General features: G+C 72.9%; 19 protein-coding genes and 1 riboswitch. Of the genes, 13 read left to right on the top strand and 6 right to left on the bottom strand.

What is annotated here, in order from left to right; translation table 11 throughout:
• The first annotated feature begins 122 nt into the window (after window positions 1–122).
• Both ACH4MY_RS27715 and ACH4MY_RS27710 read left to right on the top strand, forming a co-directional pair.
• Window positions 123–1,286: a PP2C family protein-serine/threonine phosphatase gene (locus ACH4MY_RS27715; protein ID WP_398006459.1), complete on the top strand. Its 1,164-nt coding sequence runs from the start codon at window positions 123–125 to the stop codon at window positions 1,284–1,286.
• A gap of 137 nt (window positions 1,287–1,423) precedes the next feature.
• Window positions 1,424–1,792: a luciferase family protein gene (locus ACH4MY_RS27710; RefSeq protein ID WP_229902158.1), complete on the top strand. Its 369-nt coding sequence runs from the start codon at window positions 1,424–1,426 to the stop codon at window positions 1,790–1,792.
• A gap of 63 nt (window positions 1,793–1,855) precedes the next feature.
• Here ACH4MY_RS27710 and ACH4MY_RS27705 read toward each other — a convergent pair whose 3' ends face one another.
• Window positions 1,856–2,344, bottom strand: coding sequence for a PaaI family thioesterase (locus ACH4MY_RS27705; RefSeq protein WP_398006458.1), 489 nt, complete (start codon window positions 2,342–2,344; stop codon window positions 1,856–1,858).
• Between the two features lie 112 nt (window positions 2,345–2,456).
• On the opposite strand from ACH4MY_RS27705, the gene ACH4MY_RS27700 reads away from it, so the two are divergent.
• The 5 genes from ACH4MY_RS27700 (at window position 2,457) to ACH4MY_RS27680 (ending at window position 6,707) form a co-directional block, all read left to right on the top strand.
• Window positions 2,457–2,930, top strand: coding sequence for a winged helix-turn-helix transcriptional regulator (locus ACH4MY_RS27700; RefSeq protein WP_398006457.1), 474 nt, complete (start codon window positions 2,457–2,459; stop codon window positions 2,928–2,930).
• Between the two features lie 106 nt (window positions 2,931–3,036).
• On the top strand, window positions 3,037–3,906 hold the full coding sequence (locus tag ACH4MY_RS27695; protein WP_398006456.1) for a YhjD/YihY/BrkB family envelope integrity protein: 870 nt from the start codon (window positions 3,037–3,039) through the stop codon (window positions 3,904–3,906).
• Window positions 3,907–4,084: 178 nt separating this feature from the next.
• On the top strand, window positions 4,085–5,416 hold the full coding sequence (locus ACH4MY_RS27690; protein WP_398006455.1) for a sensor histidine kinase: 1,332 nt from the start codon (window positions 4,085–4,087) through the stop codon (window positions 5,414–5,416).
• Window positions 5,413–6,093: a response regulator gene (locus ACH4MY_RS27685; RefSeq protein ID WP_398006454.1), complete on the top strand. Its 681-nt coding sequence runs from the start codon at window positions 5,413–5,415 to the stop codon at window positions 6,091–6,093. Before ACH4MY_RS27690 ends, ACH4MY_RS27685 begins: the two co-directional genes overlap by 4 nt.
• A 104-nt stretch (window positions 6,094–6,197) precedes the next feature.
• On the top strand, window positions 6,198–6,707 hold the full coding sequence (locus tag ACH4MY_RS27680) for an NUDIX domain-containing protein (protein WP_398006453.1): 510 nt from the start codon (window positions 6,198–6,200) through the stop codon (window positions 6,705–6,707).
• A gap of 229 nt (window positions 6,708–6,936) precedes the next feature.
• Here the strand turns inward: ACH4MY_RS27680 and ACH4MY_RS27675 are convergent, their stop codons facing one another.
• Complete coding sequence (locus ACH4MY_RS27675; protein ID WP_398006522.1) at window positions 6,937–7,458, bottom strand: hypothetical protein; 522 nt, start codon at window positions 7,456–7,458, stop codon at window positions 6,937–6,939.
• Between the two features lie 344 nt (window positions 7,459–7,802).
• Here ACH4MY_RS27675 and ACH4MY_RS27670 point away from each other — a divergent pair, with 344 nt between their 5' ends.
• Both ACH4MY_RS27670 and ACH4MY_RS27665 read left to right on the top strand, forming a co-directional pair.
• Complete coding sequence (locus tag ACH4MY_RS27670) at window positions 7,803–8,018, top strand: hypothetical protein (protein WP_398006452.1); 216 nt, start codon at window positions 7,803–7,805, stop codon at window positions 8,016–8,018.
• Between the two features lie 122 nt (window positions 8,019–8,140).
• Window positions 8,141–8,638: a peptidylprolyl isomerase gene (locus ACH4MY_RS27665; RefSeq protein ID WP_398006451.1), complete on the top strand. Its 498-nt coding sequence runs from the start codon at window positions 8,141–8,143 to the stop codon at window positions 8,636–8,638.
• A 205-nt stretch (window positions 8,639–8,843) separates the two neighbouring features.
• Here the strand turns inward: ACH4MY_RS27665 and ACH4MY_RS27660 are convergent, their stop codons facing one another.
• The 3 genes from ACH4MY_RS27660 to ACH4MY_RS27650 form a co-directional block, all read right to left on the bottom strand.
• Window positions 8,844–9,680, bottom strand: coding sequence for an SDR family oxidoreductase (locus ACH4MY_RS27660; RefSeq protein ID WP_398006521.1), 837 nt, complete (start codon window positions 9,678–9,680; stop codon window positions 8,844–8,846).
• Between the two features lie 128 nt (window positions 9,681–9,808).
• Window positions 9,809–10,057: a type B 50S ribosomal protein L31 gene (locus ACH4MY_RS27655; protein ID WP_398006450.1), complete on the bottom strand. Its 249-nt coding sequence runs from the start codon at window positions 10,055–10,057 to the stop codon at window positions 9,809–9,811.
• A gap of 112 nt (window positions 10,058–10,169) precedes the next feature.
• A complete protein-coding gene (locus tag ACH4MY_RS27650; RefSeq protein WP_398006449.1) occupies window positions 10,170–12,722 on the bottom strand; it encodes a SpoIIE family protein phosphatase in 2,553 nt (850 codons plus the stop codon).
• A 184-nt stretch (window positions 12,723–12,906) separates the two neighbouring features.
• Here ACH4MY_RS27650 and ACH4MY_RS27645 point away from each other — a divergent pair, with 184 nt between their 5' ends.
• The 3 genes from ACH4MY_RS27645 to ACH4MY_RS27635 all read left to right on the top strand — a co-directional run bounded on the left by ACH4MY_RS27645 (window position 12,907) and on the right by ACH4MY_RS27635 (window position 15,424).
• Window positions 12,907–13,671, top strand: coding sequence for an alpha/beta fold hydrolase (locus ACH4MY_RS27645; RefSeq protein WP_398006448.1), 765 nt, complete (start codon window positions 12,907–12,909; stop codon window positions 13,669–13,671).
• A gap of 202 nt (window positions 13,672–13,873) precedes the next feature.
• The gene (locus ACH4MY_RS27640) at window positions 13,874–14,038 is read left to right on the top strand and encodes a hypothetical protein (RefSeq protein ID WP_398006529.1); all 165 of its coding nucleotides are present in this window, start codon (window positions 13,874–13,876) and stop codon (window positions 14,036–14,038) included.
• Window positions 14,039–14,134: 96 nt separating this feature from the next.
• Window positions 14,135–15,424 carry an alpha/beta family hydrolase gene (locus tag ACH4MY_RS27635; protein WP_398006447.1) on the top strand — a complete coding sequence of 430 codons (1,290 nt, stop codon included), beginning with the start codon at window positions 14,135–14,137 and terminating at the stop codon, window positions 15,422–15,424.
• Here the strand turns inward: ACH4MY_RS27635 and ACH4MY_RS27630 are convergent.
• On the bottom strand, window positions 15,418–16,335 hold the full coding sequence (locus tag ACH4MY_RS27630) for a transglycosylase SLT domain-containing protein (protein WP_398006446.1): 918 nt from the start codon (window positions 16,333–16,335) through the stop codon (window positions 15,418–15,420). The genes ACH4MY_RS27635 and ACH4MY_RS27630 overlap by 7 nt on opposite strands.
• Window positions 16,336–16,339: 4 nt before the next feature.
• Window positions 16,340–16,524: riboswitch (cyclic di-AMP (ydaO/yuaA leader) on the bottom strand.
• A gap of 342 nt (window positions 16,525–16,866) precedes the next feature.
• Between ACH4MY_RS27630 and ACH4MY_RS27625 the strand changes: the two genes are divergently transcribed.
• Window positions 16,867–17,523, top strand: coding sequence for a hypothetical protein (locus tag ACH4MY_RS27625; protein ID WP_398006445.1), 657 nt, complete (start codon window positions 16,867–16,869; stop codon window positions 17,521–17,523).
• The last annotated feature ends 126 nt before the right edge of the window (window positions 17,524–17,649 follow it).

Genomic DNA, 17,649 nt, shown 5'->3' with positions numbered 1-17,649 from the left:
ATCAGATCGGGCACCGTCGCACAACCGTCCCGCGCGAGGTGTGCCGCGCGCGGGACGCCACCCGCTGGTGCAATGGGGGAACCGGGTGTGCCACCCGGGGACCGCGCGGCGGTGGAGGTGTCGTGGCGGAACGGGACGAGGAACGGGACGAGGCCCTCCTGGCCAGGGTGCGGGCCATGGAGCGGGCGATCGGCGAGATCGGTACGACGCTCGACGAGACGAGCACCTGCCGCGAACTCGCCGGCTTCGTCGCCCGCCACCTGCGCGCGGCCACCGAGGTCGACCTGCTGACGGAACAGGGCGCTCCACTCCGCCGCGCGGCAGCCGCCTCCGGTCCCGAAGCCCGCGGTCCCGAAGCCCGGGGCCCCGCGGCCCGCGGCCCGGCGGCCCACACCCCCGCCACCCACCGTCTCTCCGTCCCCCTCGCCGTCCACGGCGAGGAACCGCTCGGGACCGTCGGCGTCGCCCGGAGCGGCGGCGGGCCCTTCTCCGACGACGAAGCGGCCCTCCTCCGGTACGCGGCCCGGCTCGCGGCCCGCCACCTCGGGCATGCCGGTCGCCTCGCGGCCACCGAGGACACCGCGCTCCATCTCCAGCGCGCCCTCGTCGCCGAGCCCGGCCGTCCCCACCCCAACCTGGAGATCGCGGGCGCCTACCTCCCCGCCGGGCCCCGTGCCCTCGTGGGCGGCGACTGGTTCGAGACGGTACGGCTCCACTTCGGCCGCAGCCTGCTGGTCGTCGGCGACGTCATGGGACACGGCCTGGACGCGGCCGTCGACATGAACGCCTACCGCACGGCCCTCCGCGAGGTCGCCGCGACCGACCTGCCGCCGCACCGGGTGCTGCGCCACCTCGACGCCGTGGTCGCCGAGGACGACGCCCGCCGCCCCGCCACCGTGCTGCTCGTCCGGGTCGACCCGGCCCGTGGCACCGCCACCTTCGCCTGCGCCGGACACCTGCCGCCCGCGGTGTTCGGCGCGGACGGCTCGGCCGCGCTGGTCGACCTCACCGTGGGACCACCCCTGGGCACCGGCGTCGGGGGGTACGAACCGACCACCCGACCGCTCCGTCCGGGCGACACCCTGCTGATCTTCACCGACGGACTCGTCGAGCGGCGCGGCGAGGACATCGACGTCTCCCTCGGCCGCCTCGCCGCGCTCAGGCTCACCCCGGACTCCGGCCCCGGACAGGTCGTCGACGAGGTGCTCCACCGCCTCGGCGCACACGACGCGGAGGACGACGTGGCCGTCCTCGCGGCCCGCATCCGCGCACGTGCCCCACAGTGACACCGGGTCACGTCATCCCCACGGAACGCCGTGACACACAGTCACACAGCCCCTGCTCGCGGCATGTTTCACGCCTGAGCGGGATTCTTCCCGCAGGACGCTTGTGCGCGGCCCCCGGGCCCGGCACGCTCCTCCGTATGAACACGGCCAGGCATGCCAGTGAACGTCTGATGAGCTGGCCCTCGCTGACCCCCGGTCGGGCCCATTGCGGCGCCGAGATCGGACTGGGCACGGCGACGGAGGAGATCGTGCATTTCCACGGTGAACACGAGGCCGACGTCCACCTCACCCGCGCCATGGTCGCGAAACTGCGCCCGGCGCTGCTGGGGTCGAGCGCGGTCCGTCTCCGTGCCGGTTCGGGCTGGGTGACGGTCCGTCTGGACATGGGGTCGGACATCGATCTGCTCGCCACCCTGGTGAGCGCGGCCCTGCAGGCGAACGGCGTCCCCGACGTCGCCCCGGACGGCTGCACCCGGACCCGCCCGGTCACGGGGATCATCCGCTGAGCCGAGCGCGGGCTACGCGCGCGTGCTCCCGGAAACGTCTTCCGGGACCCGTCCCGGAACCGGTCACGGGACGGGGAAGAGCATGCACGTGCTGGTCGCGTGCGCGAGCAGCCGGTCCTCGGCGTCGTACAGGCCCGCCTCCGCGAGTGCGGTCCTGCGGCCCCGCGACAGCACCGTGCCGATCGCCCGGACCTTGCCGGTCTCGGTCGTGATCGGCCGGAGGAAGCGGGTCGAGAGGTCGAGCGAGGTGTACGCCGTGCCCTGCGGGAGAGTCGAGTGGACCGCGCAGCCGGCCGCCGAGTCGAGCAGGGTCGCGTACACCCCGCCGTGCACGCTGCCGATCGGGTTGTAGTGCTCCTCGCCCGGTTCCAGGACGAACACCGCCCGTCCTTCCTCGACCTCCTCCAGGCCGAAGCCGAGGAGCGCGGCGATCGGCGGGCCGGGGAGCCGTCCCGCCACCATCTCCCGCAGGAAGTCGAGCCCCGCCATCGACCCGGCGGCCCGGGCGGTGGCCCCGGCGTCCTCCCACTCGACCGTGCGCGACCGCCCCATGACCACTCTCCGCCCGCCGTGGCCGGCTGACTCCCAGCTGGCTCTGTACCGCGAAGCTAGCTGTCCCGAAAGCTGACTGTCAACGACACAGTCAGGTGGCTACAGTGTGACGATGAAGTGGCTGGAGACGGACACGGAGAACTGCCCGGTTCGCCGCACGCTCGACCTCGTGGGCGAGAAGTGGACCCTGCTGATCCTGCGCGACGCCTTCAACGGCGTCCGTCGCTACGACGAGTTCCGCCGGCACCTCGGGCTCTCCGAGGCGGTCCTCGCCGACCGGCTCCGCAAGCTGGTCTCGGCCGGCGTGCTGCGGGCGGAGCCGTACCGTGAACCCGGCGCCCGTACCCGGTACGAGTACCGGCTCACCCCCAAGGGGGTCGACCTCTGGCCCGTGCTCCTCGCCCTCAAGCAGTGGGGCGACACCCACGCCGGGGAACCCGAGGGTCCGGTCCTCGACATCCGGCACACGGACTGCGGAGCCCCCGTCCGCGTCGTCGTGCAGTGCGAGGACGAGGAACGGGCCACGCTCACCGCCCGTGACGTCACCGTCCGCCCGGGCCCGGGAGCCCGCCCGATCCACCCCTGAGACCGGGCCGGAGGAGAGCCGGCAGACGCCCCGCCCCGACGCGCACGACACCCGTTCGGCCGCACCTCTGCGATGTCCGGCCGTCCGGCCGGGTACCTCAGGAGGCATGCCCTCCACACCCGGTCCGCCGCACGACGGTGTCCCCACCGAACACGGCCACTGGTTCCAGCGGCTCCACGCACGAGTCCTCGCCTCGCCCGTCGGCCTCGCGTGGAACCGGGGCCGCGCCATGGAACTCATGCACCGCGCCATGGGCTTCGCGGCGCTCAGCCTCCTCACCCTCGTGCCCCTGCTCATCGTCGTGGCCGCCGCCGACCTCGCCAGCGGCCAGGGCTTCGCCCGCTGGCTCGTGCAGGGCCTGGGAGTGTCCGAGGTCTCGCAGGAGGAGGTCGAGCGGCTCTTCGGCCAGCCCGGGCAGGCCCTGCAACGCACCACCGCCTTCGGTCTCGCCGCGCTCGCCGCCTTCGGTGTCACCTTCGGATCCGCCGTACAGACCGGGTACGAGCGGGTCTGGGACCTTCCCACCGCCCGCTGGCACACCATGTGGCGGCACGTCGTCTGGCTGGCCGTCCTCGTCGCCTGTCTGCTGGTCTTCGTCGCCAATCCCGCACCGGCCGATTCGCCCGCCCTGTTCACCGGCCTCGTCGCCCTCGGCGACCTCGTCGGCACGTTCTTCTTCTTCTGGTGGTCGCAGCGCTTCCTGCTCTGCGGGCGCATCCGCTGGCGCGCTCTCGCACCCGGTGCCGTCCTGACCGCCCTGGGCCTGCTGGGGCTGCGGATCTTCTCCCAGCTGGTGTTCTCCCCGCTGATCGCCTCGAACGCGGTGACATACGGCCAGTTCGGCACCGTCCTCGTCCTGCAGTCGTGGCTGGTCGGTGTCGGCTTCGTCGTGTACGGCGGTGCTCTCGTCGGCCGCCTGGTGCACGAGTACCTGCTCCGGCGCCGTCTGCGCCGCGCACGCACGGCGGGCACCTGACCTCACGGCGCACGAGCGACGAGTGCCCGATCCCGGGGTGCGAGGGCGACCGGCGCCGGCCCCCTGCGCGCGTACGACCTGCGTGCGATCCCCCCGGTTCCGGAGCCGACCCGTGTCACCCCGGGTCGTACACCCCTGGTCCGATGCCCCGGACGCGGGCGGCCATTACGATCACCGCATGCCTGTCACCCCGTCAGCGCCGTTCCTCAGAAGAGTCACCCCCGGTGGGTGGGCCGCGATCGCCTGGCTCGCGGGCATGCTCTTCACCGCCCTCCTGCGGATCCGGCTGCCCGGCCAGGACGCGGCCGAGGTCATGGCCGGCGTGGTCATCGTGCGCTGGGACGGGCTCGCCATGCTGTGCATCGCGACCGCCCTCGCCCTGCGCGGCAGCGCGCTCCTGACCCGCCGTCCGACCGCGTCCCTGACGTACCTCCTCGTGGCCGCGGTGATCGCCAGCACCCCGCTCAGTGTCATGGCCATCCCGGCCGCGCAGTACCTCGCCGTGGACGTCGCCCTCTACGCCATCGCCGCCGCCCGCCCGCCCCGCGAGGCGGGCAGGGCGCTCCTGCTCTCCCTCGGTGTCCTCTTCGGCCATCTGGCGGTCCGGCTCCTGTCGGGCTGGAACGTCGCCACCACCGGCGCACTCGCCGTCGCCCTGACCGCGGCCGTCGCCTGGCTGCTCGGCCGCTCGGAGCAGCAGAGCCGGGTGCACGCCGAACGGACCCGCACCCAGAGCGCCGCCCAGGCCGTCACCTCCGAACGGCTCAGGATCGCCCGCGAGATGCACGATTCGGTCGCCCACAGCATCGGCATCGTCGCCCTCCAGGCCGGCGCCGCCCGCCGTGTCATCGAGACGCAGCCCGCACAGGCCCGTCAGGCCCTCACCGAGATCGAGACGGCGAGCCGCGAGACCCTGGCCGGACTGCGCCGCATGCTCGGCGCGCTGCGCACCGACGAGCCGGGCGACCCCGGCCCACGACCCGCCGAGGGCACGGGGCTGCCCGAGATGCCCGGCCTCGCCGTCCTCGACCGGCTGGCCGAGGTCACCGCGGCCGTCGGTGTCCGGGTCGCCGTCCGTCGCGTCGGAGCGCCCCGAACCCTCCCGCAGGACATCGACCTCTCCGCCTTCCGTCTCGTCCAGGAGTCCGTGACCAACGTCGTACGGCACTCGGGGGCCGACTCCTGCACGGTCACCGTCGATCAGCAGGACCCGGAGGCCCTTGTCGTCACCGTCGAGGACTTCGGCCCCTGCCCCGGCCCTCGCCGCGGACGGGACCACGAACGGGACCGCGACCGTGACCCGGGACGGGACCGGGACGGCGAACGGGACCGCACCCACGACCAGGACCGCGACCGGACCCGCCCCGCAGGCGGGTCCGGCTACGGTCTCGTCGGGATGCGGGAGCGAGTCGCCCTGTTGCACGGAGAGTTCGACGCGGGACCCCGCCCCGGCGGCGGCTTCCGTGTCACCGCCCGCCTTCCCCTCCCCACAGGAGCCACCGTCCGATGAGCGAGACCACCACCGAGCGCCCCGTCCGGGTCGTCCTCGCCGACGACCAGCCCCTGGTGCGCACCGCGCTCCGGATGGTCATGACCGACACCACCGACCTCGTCGTCGCGGGCGAGGCGGCGGACGGCGCCGAGGCCGTCCGCCTCGTCGAGGAGACCGGCGCCGACGTCGTCGTCATGGACCTGCGCATGCCCGGTACGGACGGCATCGAGGCGACCCGTCTCATCACCGCCGGCTCCAGCGGCGCCCGGGTGGTCGTGCTCACCACCTTCGACGACGACGACCACGTCTACGGGGCGCTCCACGCGGGCGCGTCCGGGTTCCTGGTCAAGGACATGGCCCTGGACGACATCCTCGCCGCCGTCCGGGTCGTGGCCTCGGGCGACGCGCTGATCGCCCCCAGCGTCACCCGGCGGCTCATCAAGGAGTTCACCGACCGGTCGAGGTCCGTCCCCGCCGCGCCCCGGCGCGGGGCCGAGGGGATCACCGACCGCGAGCGCGAGGTCCTCACCCTGGTCGGCCGGGGTCTCTCCAACACGGAGGTGGCCACCGAACTCCACATCAGCGTCGCCACCGCCAAGACCTATGTGACCCGGCTGCTCGCCAAACTGGACGCACGCGACCGCGTGCAGCTGGTCATCATCGCGTACGAGGCGGGCCTGGTCTCCGCTGCCTGAAAGTGATCACACGATCCGGTGATCCGCCCAGGAGCGGTCGGCCCCCGGCCCCCGGACCGCTTGGATGAGGGTGATCCCATCGGCCCGTCGAAGGAGAGCCGCCCATGGCGAACATCTGGCTGCCGCCCGTCGAGTACGTCGCAACCCTGCCGAGAGCGACGGCGTACGCCTGCCTCTACTTCACCGACACCGGGGGCCGCCCCTTCCAGCTGCGTGCCAGCTACCGCGCCGAGCTGTGGCAGTGGCCCGGTGGGAACATGGACCCGGGGGAGACCCCCTGGGAGACGGCCGTCCGCGAGTGCCAGGAGGAGACCGGGATCGTCTTCGCCGGGGAACCGCGGCTCCTCGGCACCCACTTCGTCACCGACCGCGGCGACGACTGGCCCGCCAACCACATCGGCTTCGTCTTCGACGGCGGTGACCTGACGGACGAGCAGATCGCCGGCGTCGTCCTCGACCCCGAGGAGCACAGCGAGTACAGCCTCCGCACGCTCGACGAATGGGAGCGGGAGATGGAGCCCGGAGAGTTCACCCGGCTCGCGGGCATCGACCGGGCCCGCAGGACCGGCAGGCCGCTGTACCTGGAGACCGGCCGCGAGGTGGACCGGTCCTAGGGTCTGTCGTCACATTCCCGTCTGCCCCGCGACGCCTGGCACGCACTCTCGCCGCACCGGGCGAAAGTGCGAGTACGTCCAGTACGAGCACTTCCCCCCGGCACGCCGAGAGCACGCACCAGACGCCGCAGGGCCGCCCTGCGGGCGACGACGGGAATGTGACGACAGACCCTAGGCCAGGGAGTGGGGGCCGCCGCTCCGGACGACCCCCACCTCTGGTTCCGGCCGTTCAGGTGCGGCAGCCCACCGGGTGGGCGACGTCGACCACGAAGCGCTCCGGGGAGTGCAGCCGGAAGGTCTTGTAGGCGGGCTTGGTGTCGAAGGCGGCTCCGACGGTGACCACGCCCTCGAAGTCGCCGGTGAGGGCGACCCCCTTGAGCGCGGGCAGATGGATCTTCACCAGCTGGGGTCCCCGGTACACGGACTTTCCGGCATCGTCGTGGGCGGCCGCGGGGGAGAGACGGATCTCCAGGAAGTACTTCCCCGCCAGCGGGACCCGCTGTCCCGAGGCGTCGTAGTGCAAGGCGGAGACCGGGTGCACGGTGACCGGGGGCATGGCACCCCGTATGTCGATCACCAGCCGGTCGAAGGTGGCGTGGCCGCCCCAGCGGGCGTTGACGACCAGGGCCGTGGCCTGGGTCGACGCGCTCGGGGAGGGGGCGCGGGCGGCGCCGGCCGGGATCGTGGCGCCGATGCCGGCGGTCAACAGGATTCCCGCGGCGACGGCCGCGAGGGTGTGACGGTGATGCATGACGTCCCCCAATTTCTCCTGCTCCGGGGACAGTGGTGTCACTGACAGAGACATCCACCACAACCATATGGTTCCACCTGATAGGGGGTAAAAGTGCGAAATATGCTATCCCGTGCGGTGACCGGCCTCCGGGGTGAGGGATCGGACCCCGGGGCGGGTCGGGAGACCGGCCTCAGGAGTGGGCCGGAGGTCGGCACCGGGGGTGGGCACCGGGGGTGGGCACCGGGGGTGGGCACCGGGGGTGGGTCGGAGACCGGCCTCGGGGGTGGGCTTGAGATCGGCTTCCGTCGGCCCTGATCCGGTGACGGCCGTAACTCCCTGGCCTCTCAGCAGTTGACCCGGTCATGAAGAAGCGCAGCATGCTCGCCATCGCCTCCCTCGCCGCAGGCGTCGTCACCGCCCTCATCACCCCTCCGCCGCAGGCCAGCGCCGCCGAGAGCCCCCTGGGCGGCGCCACCGGTCTCCTCCAGGAGGACCAGGGCGTCGAGACCGTCGTCCACGACACCGTCCAGGGAGCCGAGGGCGCCCTCCCGGCCCCCGGGACCGGCGGACTGCTCTGACCGTGCCCACGACGGCGACCGGTGCCCCGCGCCCCTGACGGGCCGCGGGGCATCGGCACGCCGCGACCCGGGAGGAGGCGGCCCGTGCGCGCGCCGTGCGTGACTAATGACAGGATGTCCCCATGAGCGACAACGTTTACTTCGAGATCACCATCAACGACGAGCCCGCCGGGCGCATCGTCTTCCAGCTGTTCGACGAGGACGTCCCGAAGACGGCCAGGAACTTCCGCGAGCTCGCCACCGGTGAGCACGGCTTCGGTTACGCCGGCTCCCCGTTCCACCGCGTCATCCCGCAGTTCATGCTCCAGGGTGGCGACTTCACCCGCGGCAACGGCACCGGCGGCAAGAGCATCTACGGCGAGAAGTTCGCCGACGAGAACTTCAAGCTGAAGCACGACCGCCCGTTCCTGCTCTCGATGGCCAACGCCGGCCCGAACAGCAACGGCTCGCAGTTCTTCGTCACCACGGTCGTCACCGACTGGCTCGACGGCAAGCACGTCGTCTTCGGTGAGGTCGTCGAGGGCCAGGACCTGGTCAAGAAGATCGAGGGCCTCGGCTCCCGTTCCGGCGCCACCGCCGCGACCATCAAGGTCTCCGAGTCCGGCATCGTGAAGGCCTGATCGCCTTCCCGACGTGAGCCGAGGGCGCCGCGCGCCCTCGCTCTCCCCACCCGGCCGGGGCGGGGGACGCTGTCCGCGCGACATGCGTCCCCGCCCTCGCCGAGGTTCCGCCGTTCTCCCCACGGCCTGTCGGGTCTCGCTCCCGGCGCTCCTCTCCGGTATCGGCGAGCGCTCGGGCAACGGTGAGCGGTCAGGAGGCGACCGCTCAGGTGAAGGCGAGCGCGTTCCGCTCCGCCCACGCCGAGAAGGCGTGCGGCGCCCGGCCGAGGACCCGCTCCACATCGGGGCTCACCCGCTGCTCCTCCGCGCGGGGCTCGCCCATCACCGACAGCATCCCGTCGACGGCCTCCTCCGGCAGGAACCGCACCAGCTGGGACCTGGCCTCACCCGCACTCTGCGCCACGAACGCGACCGGCTCGCCCACCGCTCCGGCGAGAGCCCGCGCCTGCTCGCGCGGTGACACCGCCTCCGGTCCGGTCAGTACATAGACCCGCCCCGCGTGCGCCGGGTCGCGCAGCGCCTCCGCCGCGACGGCGGCGATGTCCGCCGGATCCACCACCGGCAGCGCCACATCGGCGAACGGGGCCGCCACCGTACGGGCCGAACGCACCGGCTCCGCCCAGAGGAAGGCGTTGGACGCGAAGCCACCGGGCCGCAGGACGGTCCAGTCGACCCCGGACTCCCGTACCGCCGTCTCGAACGCCCGCAGAATCTCGTGCGACGCCGAATCGGTCCGCGTCCCCACCAGTTGCGAGGACTGGAACACGATCCGCCGCACCCCGGCGGCCACCGCGGCCGCCACGATCTCCCGCGGACTCAGCTCGTCCCCCAGGCCCGCGACGAGCAGATACACCGCCTCCGCGCCCTCGAACAGCCCCTTCAGGCCGTCCACATCGGCCAGATCCCCCTGCCGGTGCGTCACCCCGGCGGGCAGCCCGGCGGCAGGCCGCCGGCTCACCGCCGTCACCCGCTCACCGGCCGCGGCCAGCAGCTCCACCAGCGGTCGTCCGACGTTTCCGGTCGCTCCGGTCACCACGATCACAGCTGTTCCCCTCCAGGGAGTCATCGGCGGAGCGTGAGCGCTCCGCCTTCTTCATGACCTCATCCTGGAAGGCGAACTGGCCATCTTCTGACCACTTTCACGGCGGGATCCGAAAGTGCCCGCGGAACTCAGCTCTCCTCGCCGAACCGCCGCTCGAACCGGGCGATCCGGCCCTCGGAGTCCACCGTCCGCGCCGTGCCCGTGTAGAACGGGTGGCTCTCGGAGGAGATCTCGACATCGACCACGGGGTACGTGTTGCCGTCGTCCCACTCGATGGTCCGGTCGCTGGTCGCCGTGGACCGGGTCAGAAAGGCGTACCCGGCCGAGCGGTCGCGGAAGACCACCGGGCTGTACTCGGGCTGCTTGTCCTGCTGCACGTGTCCTCCTCGGGCTCCCGCCCTGACTCGTCCGGCCTGATCGGCACGGCACCCCCCAGCCTCCCCGCGCCCACGGCGGCCGACCAGCGCCACAGGCCCGACCGGGTGATCCTCAGACGTGCTTCGGCCAGCGGGCCGCGAGCAGCAGAGCGATGTCGTCCGGGCGCGACGTGGACTGCCGGGCCTCCCTCGTCACCCGGTCCGCCGCCTCGGCGAGCGGCAGCGAACCCGTCGCGGCGAGTGCCCGGCGCAGCTGCTCGATCCCCTCGTCGATGTCCCGGCCCGGCTGCTCCACCAGGCCGTCCGTGAACAGCGCGAGCACCGCGCCGGGAGCCAGCCTGAGCCGCGTCACCGGGTACGAGGCGCGGTCGTCGATCCCCAGCACCATCCCGCCCGCCAGTTCCACCAGCTCCGTCGTCCCGTCGGGGCGAAGGAGCAGCGGCTGCGGATGCCCGGCCCGCACACCCCGCAGTTCCCCCGTCTTCGGATCGAGCAGTACGTAGCAACAGCTCGCGAACTGCCCCGGATCCAGGTCGATGAGCAGCCGGTTGGTGCCCCGCATGACGTCCTGCGGACGATGACCGGCCAGCGCGAAGGCCCGCACCGCGCTCCGCAGCTGCCCCATCGTGGCCGCGGCCGCGACCCCGTGCCCCTGCACGTCACCGATCACGAGCGCGAGGCGACCGTGCCCCGTCTCGATCACGTCGTACCAGTCCCCTCCGACGTCCATGCCCTGCGTGCCCGGAAGATAGCGCCCGACCGTGTCCACTCCCTCCCACACCGGCAGCCGGTGCGGAAGCAGCGCGTCCTGGAGTCCCCGTGCGACCGCCGACTCCGTGTCGTACCGCTGCGCGCGCTCCAGCGCCTGCGCGATGAGCCCCGCGAGCGCCGTGAGGACGGCCCGCTCCTCCGGGCTGAAGCCGCGCGGCCGGTCGAAGCCGAGGATGCAGGAGCCCACCGGCCGGCCCGAGGCGATCAGCGGAAGGAACGCCCGCGCCCCCGAGTGGGCGTCCAGCGGCAGACCCGGATAGGTCCGGCTCAGCTGCTCCATCGACTGGAAGAACAGCGGTCTGCCCGTCGTCAGCGTCTCCACCCCGGGCACGTGTTCGTCCAGGGCCACGCCGTCGAAGGGTTCGAGGAAACCCGGCGGGAACCCGGTCTCCCAGGCCAGATACAGCCGCCGGTCGCTCAGCAGGTAGATGGCCAGCTGCCGTCCGCCGAACGCCGGCAGCAGCTCCTCCGTCACCACCGCCGACACCTGGCGGGCCGTCACCGCCTCGGACAGCGCGATCGCCAGGGCCACCGGCCGGTACAGGGCCGAGACCCGGTCGTCCGCCAGGGAGAGGCTGTCGTCCTTCTGCCCGCCGGTTCCGGAACCCCGCGTGAGCTGCACAGGATCGTCCTCCGGGACCAGCACCATGGTCACCCCGTCCCGGCCCGGATGGAGGGATACCGTCAGCCACCGGCCCTGCTCCGGGCGGGCCAGGAAGCGCACCGGCTCACCGGAGATGAGGGCCGCGCGCAACTGCTCCTCGTGGAAGGGGAGGCTGAACCAGGGCAGCGCCTCCCACAGCGGGCGCCCCGCGAGAGCCCCGCGGGGGCGGCCGAGGAGCCGCTCCGTGCGCTCGTTGACGTAGGTGACACGTCCGAGCCGGTCGATCGCCAGGATCGCCCGCGGCAGTCGGTCCGTGGCGTCGGACCCGATGAGCCCCGTGCCGAGGTCGACGAGGGTGCAGGTGAGCCGCAGACCGGTGTGGGTGCCCCACGCGGGGGTCCCGCTCCGCGTGTCCGGCGGGCTCTTGCGCGCCCGTGTGGAGACCTCCAGCAGGTGCAGTCCGCCGTCCGGTCCCTTCAGCCTGATCCGGCGTCCCGCCGGACGTCCGTCCGGTCCCGTCGCCTGCCGGGCCGCCGCCCACAGCGCGTACCCGTCCTCCGGCTCCAGGAGCGCCGTCAGTACGTCGATCGGGCAGGGGGAGGGCACCTCGGCACCGAAGATCTGCAGGAGCCCGGCGTCCATCGTGACCATGCCCGTGTCGAGGTCCCAGTCGAACGAACCGAAGCGGACCGGTGGAGCCCCCGCGGTGGACTGCTGCACACACACCGGGTCGCCCGGCCATTCGACCGTCGTCCCCTGACGGGAGAGGTCGGCCAGGGCCGCGCCGAGTTGCAGCGCTCCCTGCGTCATCCTGCTCCGGTCCCGCGAGTCCACCGGAACCCCCGGGGTCGGCGGCCGCAGCGCGACGAGCACCCCGAAGCGCTCGCGACCCGCGACGACCGGTGCGTACAGGGAGGCGAAGGGGAACGGCAGACTCGCCACGAGCTGGGGGAACCGCCGCATCGCCTCCTCGACGTCGGGGAGGTGGACGGACTGGCCCGAGCGGTACACCTCGGCGATCGGGAACGGCCGGTTGGTGTGCATCCGCCACCACGGACGGAACAAGGGCCCCGGCAGTCCCACCAGGACCGCGAGCCGTAGCAGCCCCGGTGTGCCGGAGCGCAGATACACCCCGCCCGCGTACCCGCGCACCTGCTCGAGAGCCCGTAGTGCCGACTCCGCGAGGGTCCAGGTCAGCGCGCCGGAAGCAGGCCCGTCGGCGGCTCCGTTCCCGGACGGAAGCCCGGTGCCGCCCGCCGGGCCGGGGCCGGCCGTGCCGTGCGAGGTCACACAGCCAGGATGCGCCTCACCGGAAAGGCCCCGCATCCCGGACCGCGGCGCCGCGGTGCCCGGCCGGGCGCGCCGCGGTGCCCGGGGCGCGACGGTGTTGACCGCACGCGCTCGCATCGTCACACTCGGTCGTCGACCGGCGCCGCAGGCGCCCGGCGTCACCACCTCATGACCAGGGAGCACGATGACGGGCCGGGTTCTTCCGTACGACGTACAAGGCGACGGCCCCCGGCGGGCCCTCGTACTGCACAACTGGTTCGGCGACCGCACCAGCTTCGCCCCACTGCGTACCCATCTGAGCGACGCCGCCGGCTCCTACGCCTTCGTCGACTGCCGGGGCTACGGCGAGGCCCTCGACCACCCGGGGGACTACACGATGGAGGAGGTCGCGGCCGACGCCCTCGCGGTCGCCGACGACCTGGGCTGGGACTCCTTCTCCGTCATCGGCCATTCGATGGGTGGCAAGGCGGCCCAGCTGATGCTGCTCGACGCCCCCGACCGGGTCCGCTCGATCATCGGGATCTCGCCCGTCTCTGCGGCCGGATTCCCCCTCGACGGCGAGACCTGGGAGCTCTTCGCGGGCGCCGCCGCGGAGCCCGCCAACCGGCGCGCGATCATCGACAACACCACCGGCGGCCGGTACGACGACGCCTGGCTCGGCGCCCTCGTCGAGCGCTCCGTCGGGCGCTCCTCCGCGACGGCCTTCCGCGCGTACCTGGACTCCTGGTCGCGCACGGACTTCCACGAGCGGGTCCGCGACAACCCGACCCCCGTCCTGCTCGTGGTCGGCGCCCACGACCCGGCGCTGGGCACCGAGGCTATGGAGGCCACCTGGCTGCGGTGGTACCCGAACGCCCGCCTCGAAGTCCTCAAGGACGCCGGTCACTACGCGCCGGAGGAGACTCCGCAGGCCCTCGCCGAGGCGATCGAGGCCTTCCTCGCCGCCTGACGCCCCTGGAGTCCCCGACGCCGGAGCGCAGCCCCGCCGGAGCGCCGCCCGACAGGTCGGGCGGCCTTCATCCGAAGGTTGCGGGAGGCGACGACTTTCGAGGACAGCGGTGCGGCCCCTCGGCACCGGATCATCGTGCTCACGACCTCTTGGGACGGTCCCTCGTGGACCGTCCCCGATCAGCAGGAGCACGCCCTTCTTCGTGCCGTACCACTTCGACTTCACCGCCTCGGGCCGGACCGTCATGACCGTCGACAAGCTCTTCGGTCTGCGCGACCGGTACGTCGTCGACATAGCGGACCCCGAGCTCGACCGCCGCCTCGCCATAGCCCAGGCGGTCGCCCTCGACGCCCTGCAGTCCCGCTGACGGCCGACCGTCCTACCCTGGAGAGACGGGCAGGGGACGGGGCACCCCGGTTCTCCCCGCGCCCGGAGCCCCGTGCGGGCGGAAGGGCGGCGGGCCATGCTGTTCAGCGATCGCACCGACGCGGGTCGGCAGCTCGCCGCCCGCCTGGACCACTTCAAGGGCCATGACGTCGTGGTTCTCGGGCTGCCACGCGGTGGGGTGCCGGTGGCCGCGGAGGTGGCCGACGCCCTCGACGCCCCGCTGGACATCTGTCTCGTACGGAAGCTGGGCGTGCCCCAGCAGCCCGAGCTCGCGATGGGGGCGCTGGGCGAGGGCGGTGTACGGGTGGTGAACGAGCGGGTGATCCGCGAGGCCGGGGTCGACGCGCGTGACCTCGCCGCGGTCGAGGAGCGTGAGCACGTCGAGCTCGATCAGCGGGCCCGGCGCTACCGGGGCAGCAGGCCCTCGGTGCCCCTCGAAGGCCGGACGGTGCTCGTCGTCGACGACGGTCTTGCCACCGGTGCCACGGCGCTGGCGGCCTGCCGGGTGGTGCGTGCCCGGGGCGCCGCACGGATCGTTCTCGCGGTGCCGGTGGCGCCACGGGGCTGGACCGCCCGGCTCGGCGGCGAGGCGGACGAGACCGTGAGCGTGCACGCGCCGGAGGTGTTCTACGCGATCGGGCAGTTCTACCGGGACTTCTCGCAGACACCGGATGCCGAGGTCATCGCCTGTCTGGACCGGAGCCGGGAGGGGCGCGCCCCGATCGTCCAGGACACGGCCGTGCGGATCCCCATCGACAACGGCGTCACGCTCTCGGGCCGGCTGGCGGTGCCCGAGGGCGCCCTCGGCATCGTCCTGTTCGCCCACGGCAGCGGCAGCAGCCGGCACAGCCCCCGCAACCGGGCGGTCGCGGCGGCGCTCAACCGGGCGGGACTGGGGACGCTGCTGTTCGACCTGCTCACCGAGGCCGAGGCGGCAGACCGGGCGCATGTCTTCGACACCCCGCTGCTCGCGGGCAGGCTCACCCGCGCCACGGAGTGGCTGGCCGGGCGTCCCGAGAGCGACGGACTGCCGCTCGGCTACTTCGGCGCGAGTACGGGAGCGGCCGCCGCGCTGTGGGCGGCGGGCGATCCCGACTCCTCCGTGGCCGCCGTCGTCTCACGCGGTGGCCGGCCGGACCTCGCGGCGGACCACCTGGCCCGGGTGACGGCGCCCACGCTTCTGGTGGTGGGAGGCAGGGACGCGCTGGTCCTGGACCTCAACCGGCGGGCCCGGTCGCTGCTGCGCAGCGAGAGCCGGCTGGCCGTCGTGGACGGCGCCACCCATCTCTTCGAGGAGCCGGGTGCCCTGGATGAGGTGGCGGAGCTCGCCACCTCCTGGTTCACCGGGCACTTCCGGGGTCAGTAGGCCCCGTTGACGTTGTCGATCGAGCCGTAGCGGTCGGCCGCGTAGTTGCAGGCGGCGGTGATGTTGGCGACCGGGTCGAAGAGGTCCATCGACGTGCCGGGCACGTGGTAGGCCTGGAAGGTCGGCTCGATGACCTGGAGGAGACCCTTCGAGGGGGTGCCCGCCACGGCGTTGGAGTCCCAGAGGTTGATGGCCTGGGGGTTTCCGGAGGACTCGCGCATGATGTTGCGGTGGATCCCCTCGTAGGAGCCGGGGATGCCGTGCTGGGCCATGATGGCCAGCGACTCCTGGATCCAGCCGTCGAGGTTGTTGGCGTACTGCGTGGCGGCGACGGGAGCGGCCTGGACCGGAGCGGCCGCGGCGGGAGCGGCGGCGGAGGCGCCGGTGTCGGTGGCGACGCCGGGGGACGCGCTGCGGTGCTCGGAGCGGCTCGCCCGATCGGTCGTGGAGGTCTTCTCGGTGGCGGTCTTGGCAACTGTCCTGGGGGCCTTCTTCGCCTGCGCGGGGGCGGCCTTCACGGAGCCCGGACGAAGCGTCAGTTCAAGACCCGGGTGAATAAGTGACGGATTGTCACCCACCGCGCTCTTGTTGGCTCGGTAAAGACCCTTCCAGCCGCCCTGAATTCCCTTCTTCTGGGCGATCAGGGAAAGGGAGTCACCGCTGACGACCGTGTAGGAGCGTGCGGCGGCCGGGGCTGCGGGAGCCTTGGTGACGGTCGCCGCGGCGATCGGAGCCGCGGGGGCGGCAGCGGCGCGGGCGGCGATTTCCGGGGCGCCGGACACGGGCGCGGCGCCGGCCACGGCCGGGGCGATCAGCGGGAGGGCAAGGGCGGCTCCACCCGTTCCGACCAGCGCGAGTCCACGGGAGACGGGACGGAGTCGGGGGCGGCGGTGCTTACCGTGAGCAGGCATGACGGATTCCTCTCCGGCGCCTTCGGGGTGAGCTGTCGGGTTCGGACTGGAGATGTCCGGCCGCGCGCACGCGGCTTCACCCCGAGCCGTTCCGGAAATCCGGGCCGGCGTATTCGTGGGTCCCCCGCTCCTGCCGTCGGGTGAAAGGGAGGTATTTCGAGTGGTGGCAGGATTCGGCGGTCCACTCGAATGGAGGTGACCGTAGGCCAGTAATGCGACGGAGAACAAGAGCGGGAGTGCTCTCCGCCCTCGAAATGGATCACGGAATTCATCGAATTCAAGATCGAACGAATCTCCGGCCCGCCGAACTTCCTTGCGCCGCCCGGCATGCGCGGGCTCCGGTCACCGGGGCGTCTCCGGGAGAGTGAGTCGCGTCACCAGGTACCCAATGTCCGAATTCGCACTGTAATTCTGAAAATAGGTAAGTGGGCTGAAAAGGGTCGGTCGAATGGGTGTGCACTCAAGGGCAAAAGTCGCAAAACCGACATTCGTCCTGAAAGATGGAGTGACCCCGACCGAGGAGCCGCCCGGATGTCTCCCCCCGCCTCCCTGCTGAACCCCGACACTCTCGACCGCGAGGCCGCGGCGCTCTACGAAAGCGCCACCTGGCAGCGGATCGTCACGGACTGGACCCCCGCACCCGTCCCCTCTCCCGCCCACGTGCCTCCTCCCGTCCACGTGCCCGCCCCGGCACCTGCCGACGTGCCGGACACGGAGAGCTGGAGAGACCTCCTCTCCGTGCCGGTGGACCGGCTCGTCGCCGAGGCGCTCGACGCGCTTCCGCCGCCCCTGCCCGGCGAGCGTCGGCTCCCGGGCCGGATCGGTGCCGCCCTGCCCGACCGGCTGCACACCTGGCGCCGCATCGGCCAGCCCGGGCTGAGACCCTCGACGCACCTCGGATACGCGCGCCTCGTGCTGACGGAGTGGGGCTGGCAGAACGCCCCGTACAAGCTGCGCGACGTGCGCGGCGCCCGGTGTGTCTGCGGCGCCCTCCTCGCCGCCCACCGGCTCGGCTACGGCAGCGCGACGACGATGAACGAGGCGGCCGCCTGGATCATGACCGAGCTCCGTTCGCGGGGGTGGGGCGAGCTGATCGGGCCGTGGAACCGGGCCCCCGGCCGTACCGCCGCCGACGCGGTGGCGCTCCTCGATGCCACGATCCGCCGAGCGGCGCACGCCGGCCGCTGACGGCCTCTCCGGGGCGGCGGGGGGGGGGGGGGGGGGCGGCCCCCCCCCCCCCCCCCCGCGCGCCCCCCGGGGGCGGCCCCCGGGCCCCGGCGACGTTGGGCGCGGGAACGAGCCGCCCCCCGATCG

Origin of the sequence: Streptomyces sp. NPDC017246 (assembly GCF_044331325.1) — a bacterium.
Lineage (GTDB): Bacteria > Actinomycetota > Actinomycetes > Streptomycetales > Streptomycetaceae > Streptomyces.
This window is presented reverse-complemented; position numbering and strand designations above follow the sequence as displayed.

Coding starts and splice junctions, on each gene's coding strand:
- ACH4MY_RS27665 (WP_398006451.1), top strand. CDS start 8,141: ATGAGCGACAACGTTTACTTCGAGATCACCATCAACGACGAGCCCGCC.
- ACH4MY_RS27685 (WP_398006454.1), top strand. CDS start 5,413: ATGAGCGAGACCACCACCGAGCGCCCCGTCCGGGTCGTCCTCGCCGAC.
- ACH4MY_RS27710 (WP_229902158.1), top strand. CDS start 1,424: ATGAACACGGCCAGGCATGCCAGTGAACGTCTGATGAGCTGGCCCTCG.
- ACH4MY_RS27700 (WP_398006457.1), top strand. CDS start 2,457: ATGAAGTGGCTGGAGACGGACACGGAGAACTGCCCGGTTCGCCGCACG.
- ACH4MY_RS27630 (WP_398006446.1), bottom strand. CDS start 16,335: ATGCCTGCTCACGGTAAGCACCGCCGCCCCCGACTCCGTCCCGTCTCC.
- ACH4MY_RS27705 (WP_398006458.1), bottom strand. CDS start 2,344: ATGGGGCGGTCGCGCACGGTCGAGTGGGAGGACGCCGGGGCCACCGCC.
- ACH4MY_RS27645 (WP_398006448.1), top strand. CDS start 12,907: ATGACGGGCCGGGTTCTTCCGTACGACGTACAAGGCGACGGCCCCCGG.
- ACH4MY_RS27680 (WP_398006453.1), top strand. CDS start 6,198: ATGGCGAACATCTGGCTGCCGCCCGTCGAGTACGTCGCAACCCTGCCG.
- ACH4MY_RS27695 (WP_398006456.1), top strand. CDS start 3,037: ATGCCCTCCACACCCGGTCCGCCGCACGACGGTGTCCCCACCGAACAC.
- ACH4MY_RS27670 (WP_398006452.1), top strand. CDS start 7,803: ATGAAGAAGCGCAGCATGCTCGCCATCGCCTCCCTCGCCGCAGGCGTC.
- ACH4MY_RS27635 (WP_398006447.1), top strand. CDS start 14,135: ATGCTGTTCAGCGATCGCACCGACGCGGGTCGGCAGCTCGCCGCCCGC.
- ACH4MY_RS27625 (WP_398006445.1), top strand. CDS start 16,867: ATGTCTCCCCCCGCCTCCCTGCTGAACCCCGACACTCTCGACCGCGAG.
- ACH4MY_RS27690 (WP_398006455.1), top strand. CDS start 4,085: ATGCCTGTCACCCCGTCAGCGCCGTTCCTCAGAAGAGTCACCCCCGGT.
- ACH4MY_RS27675 (WP_398006522.1), bottom strand. CDS start 7,458: ATGCATCACCGTCACACCCTCGCGGCCGTCGCCGCGGGAATCCTGTTG.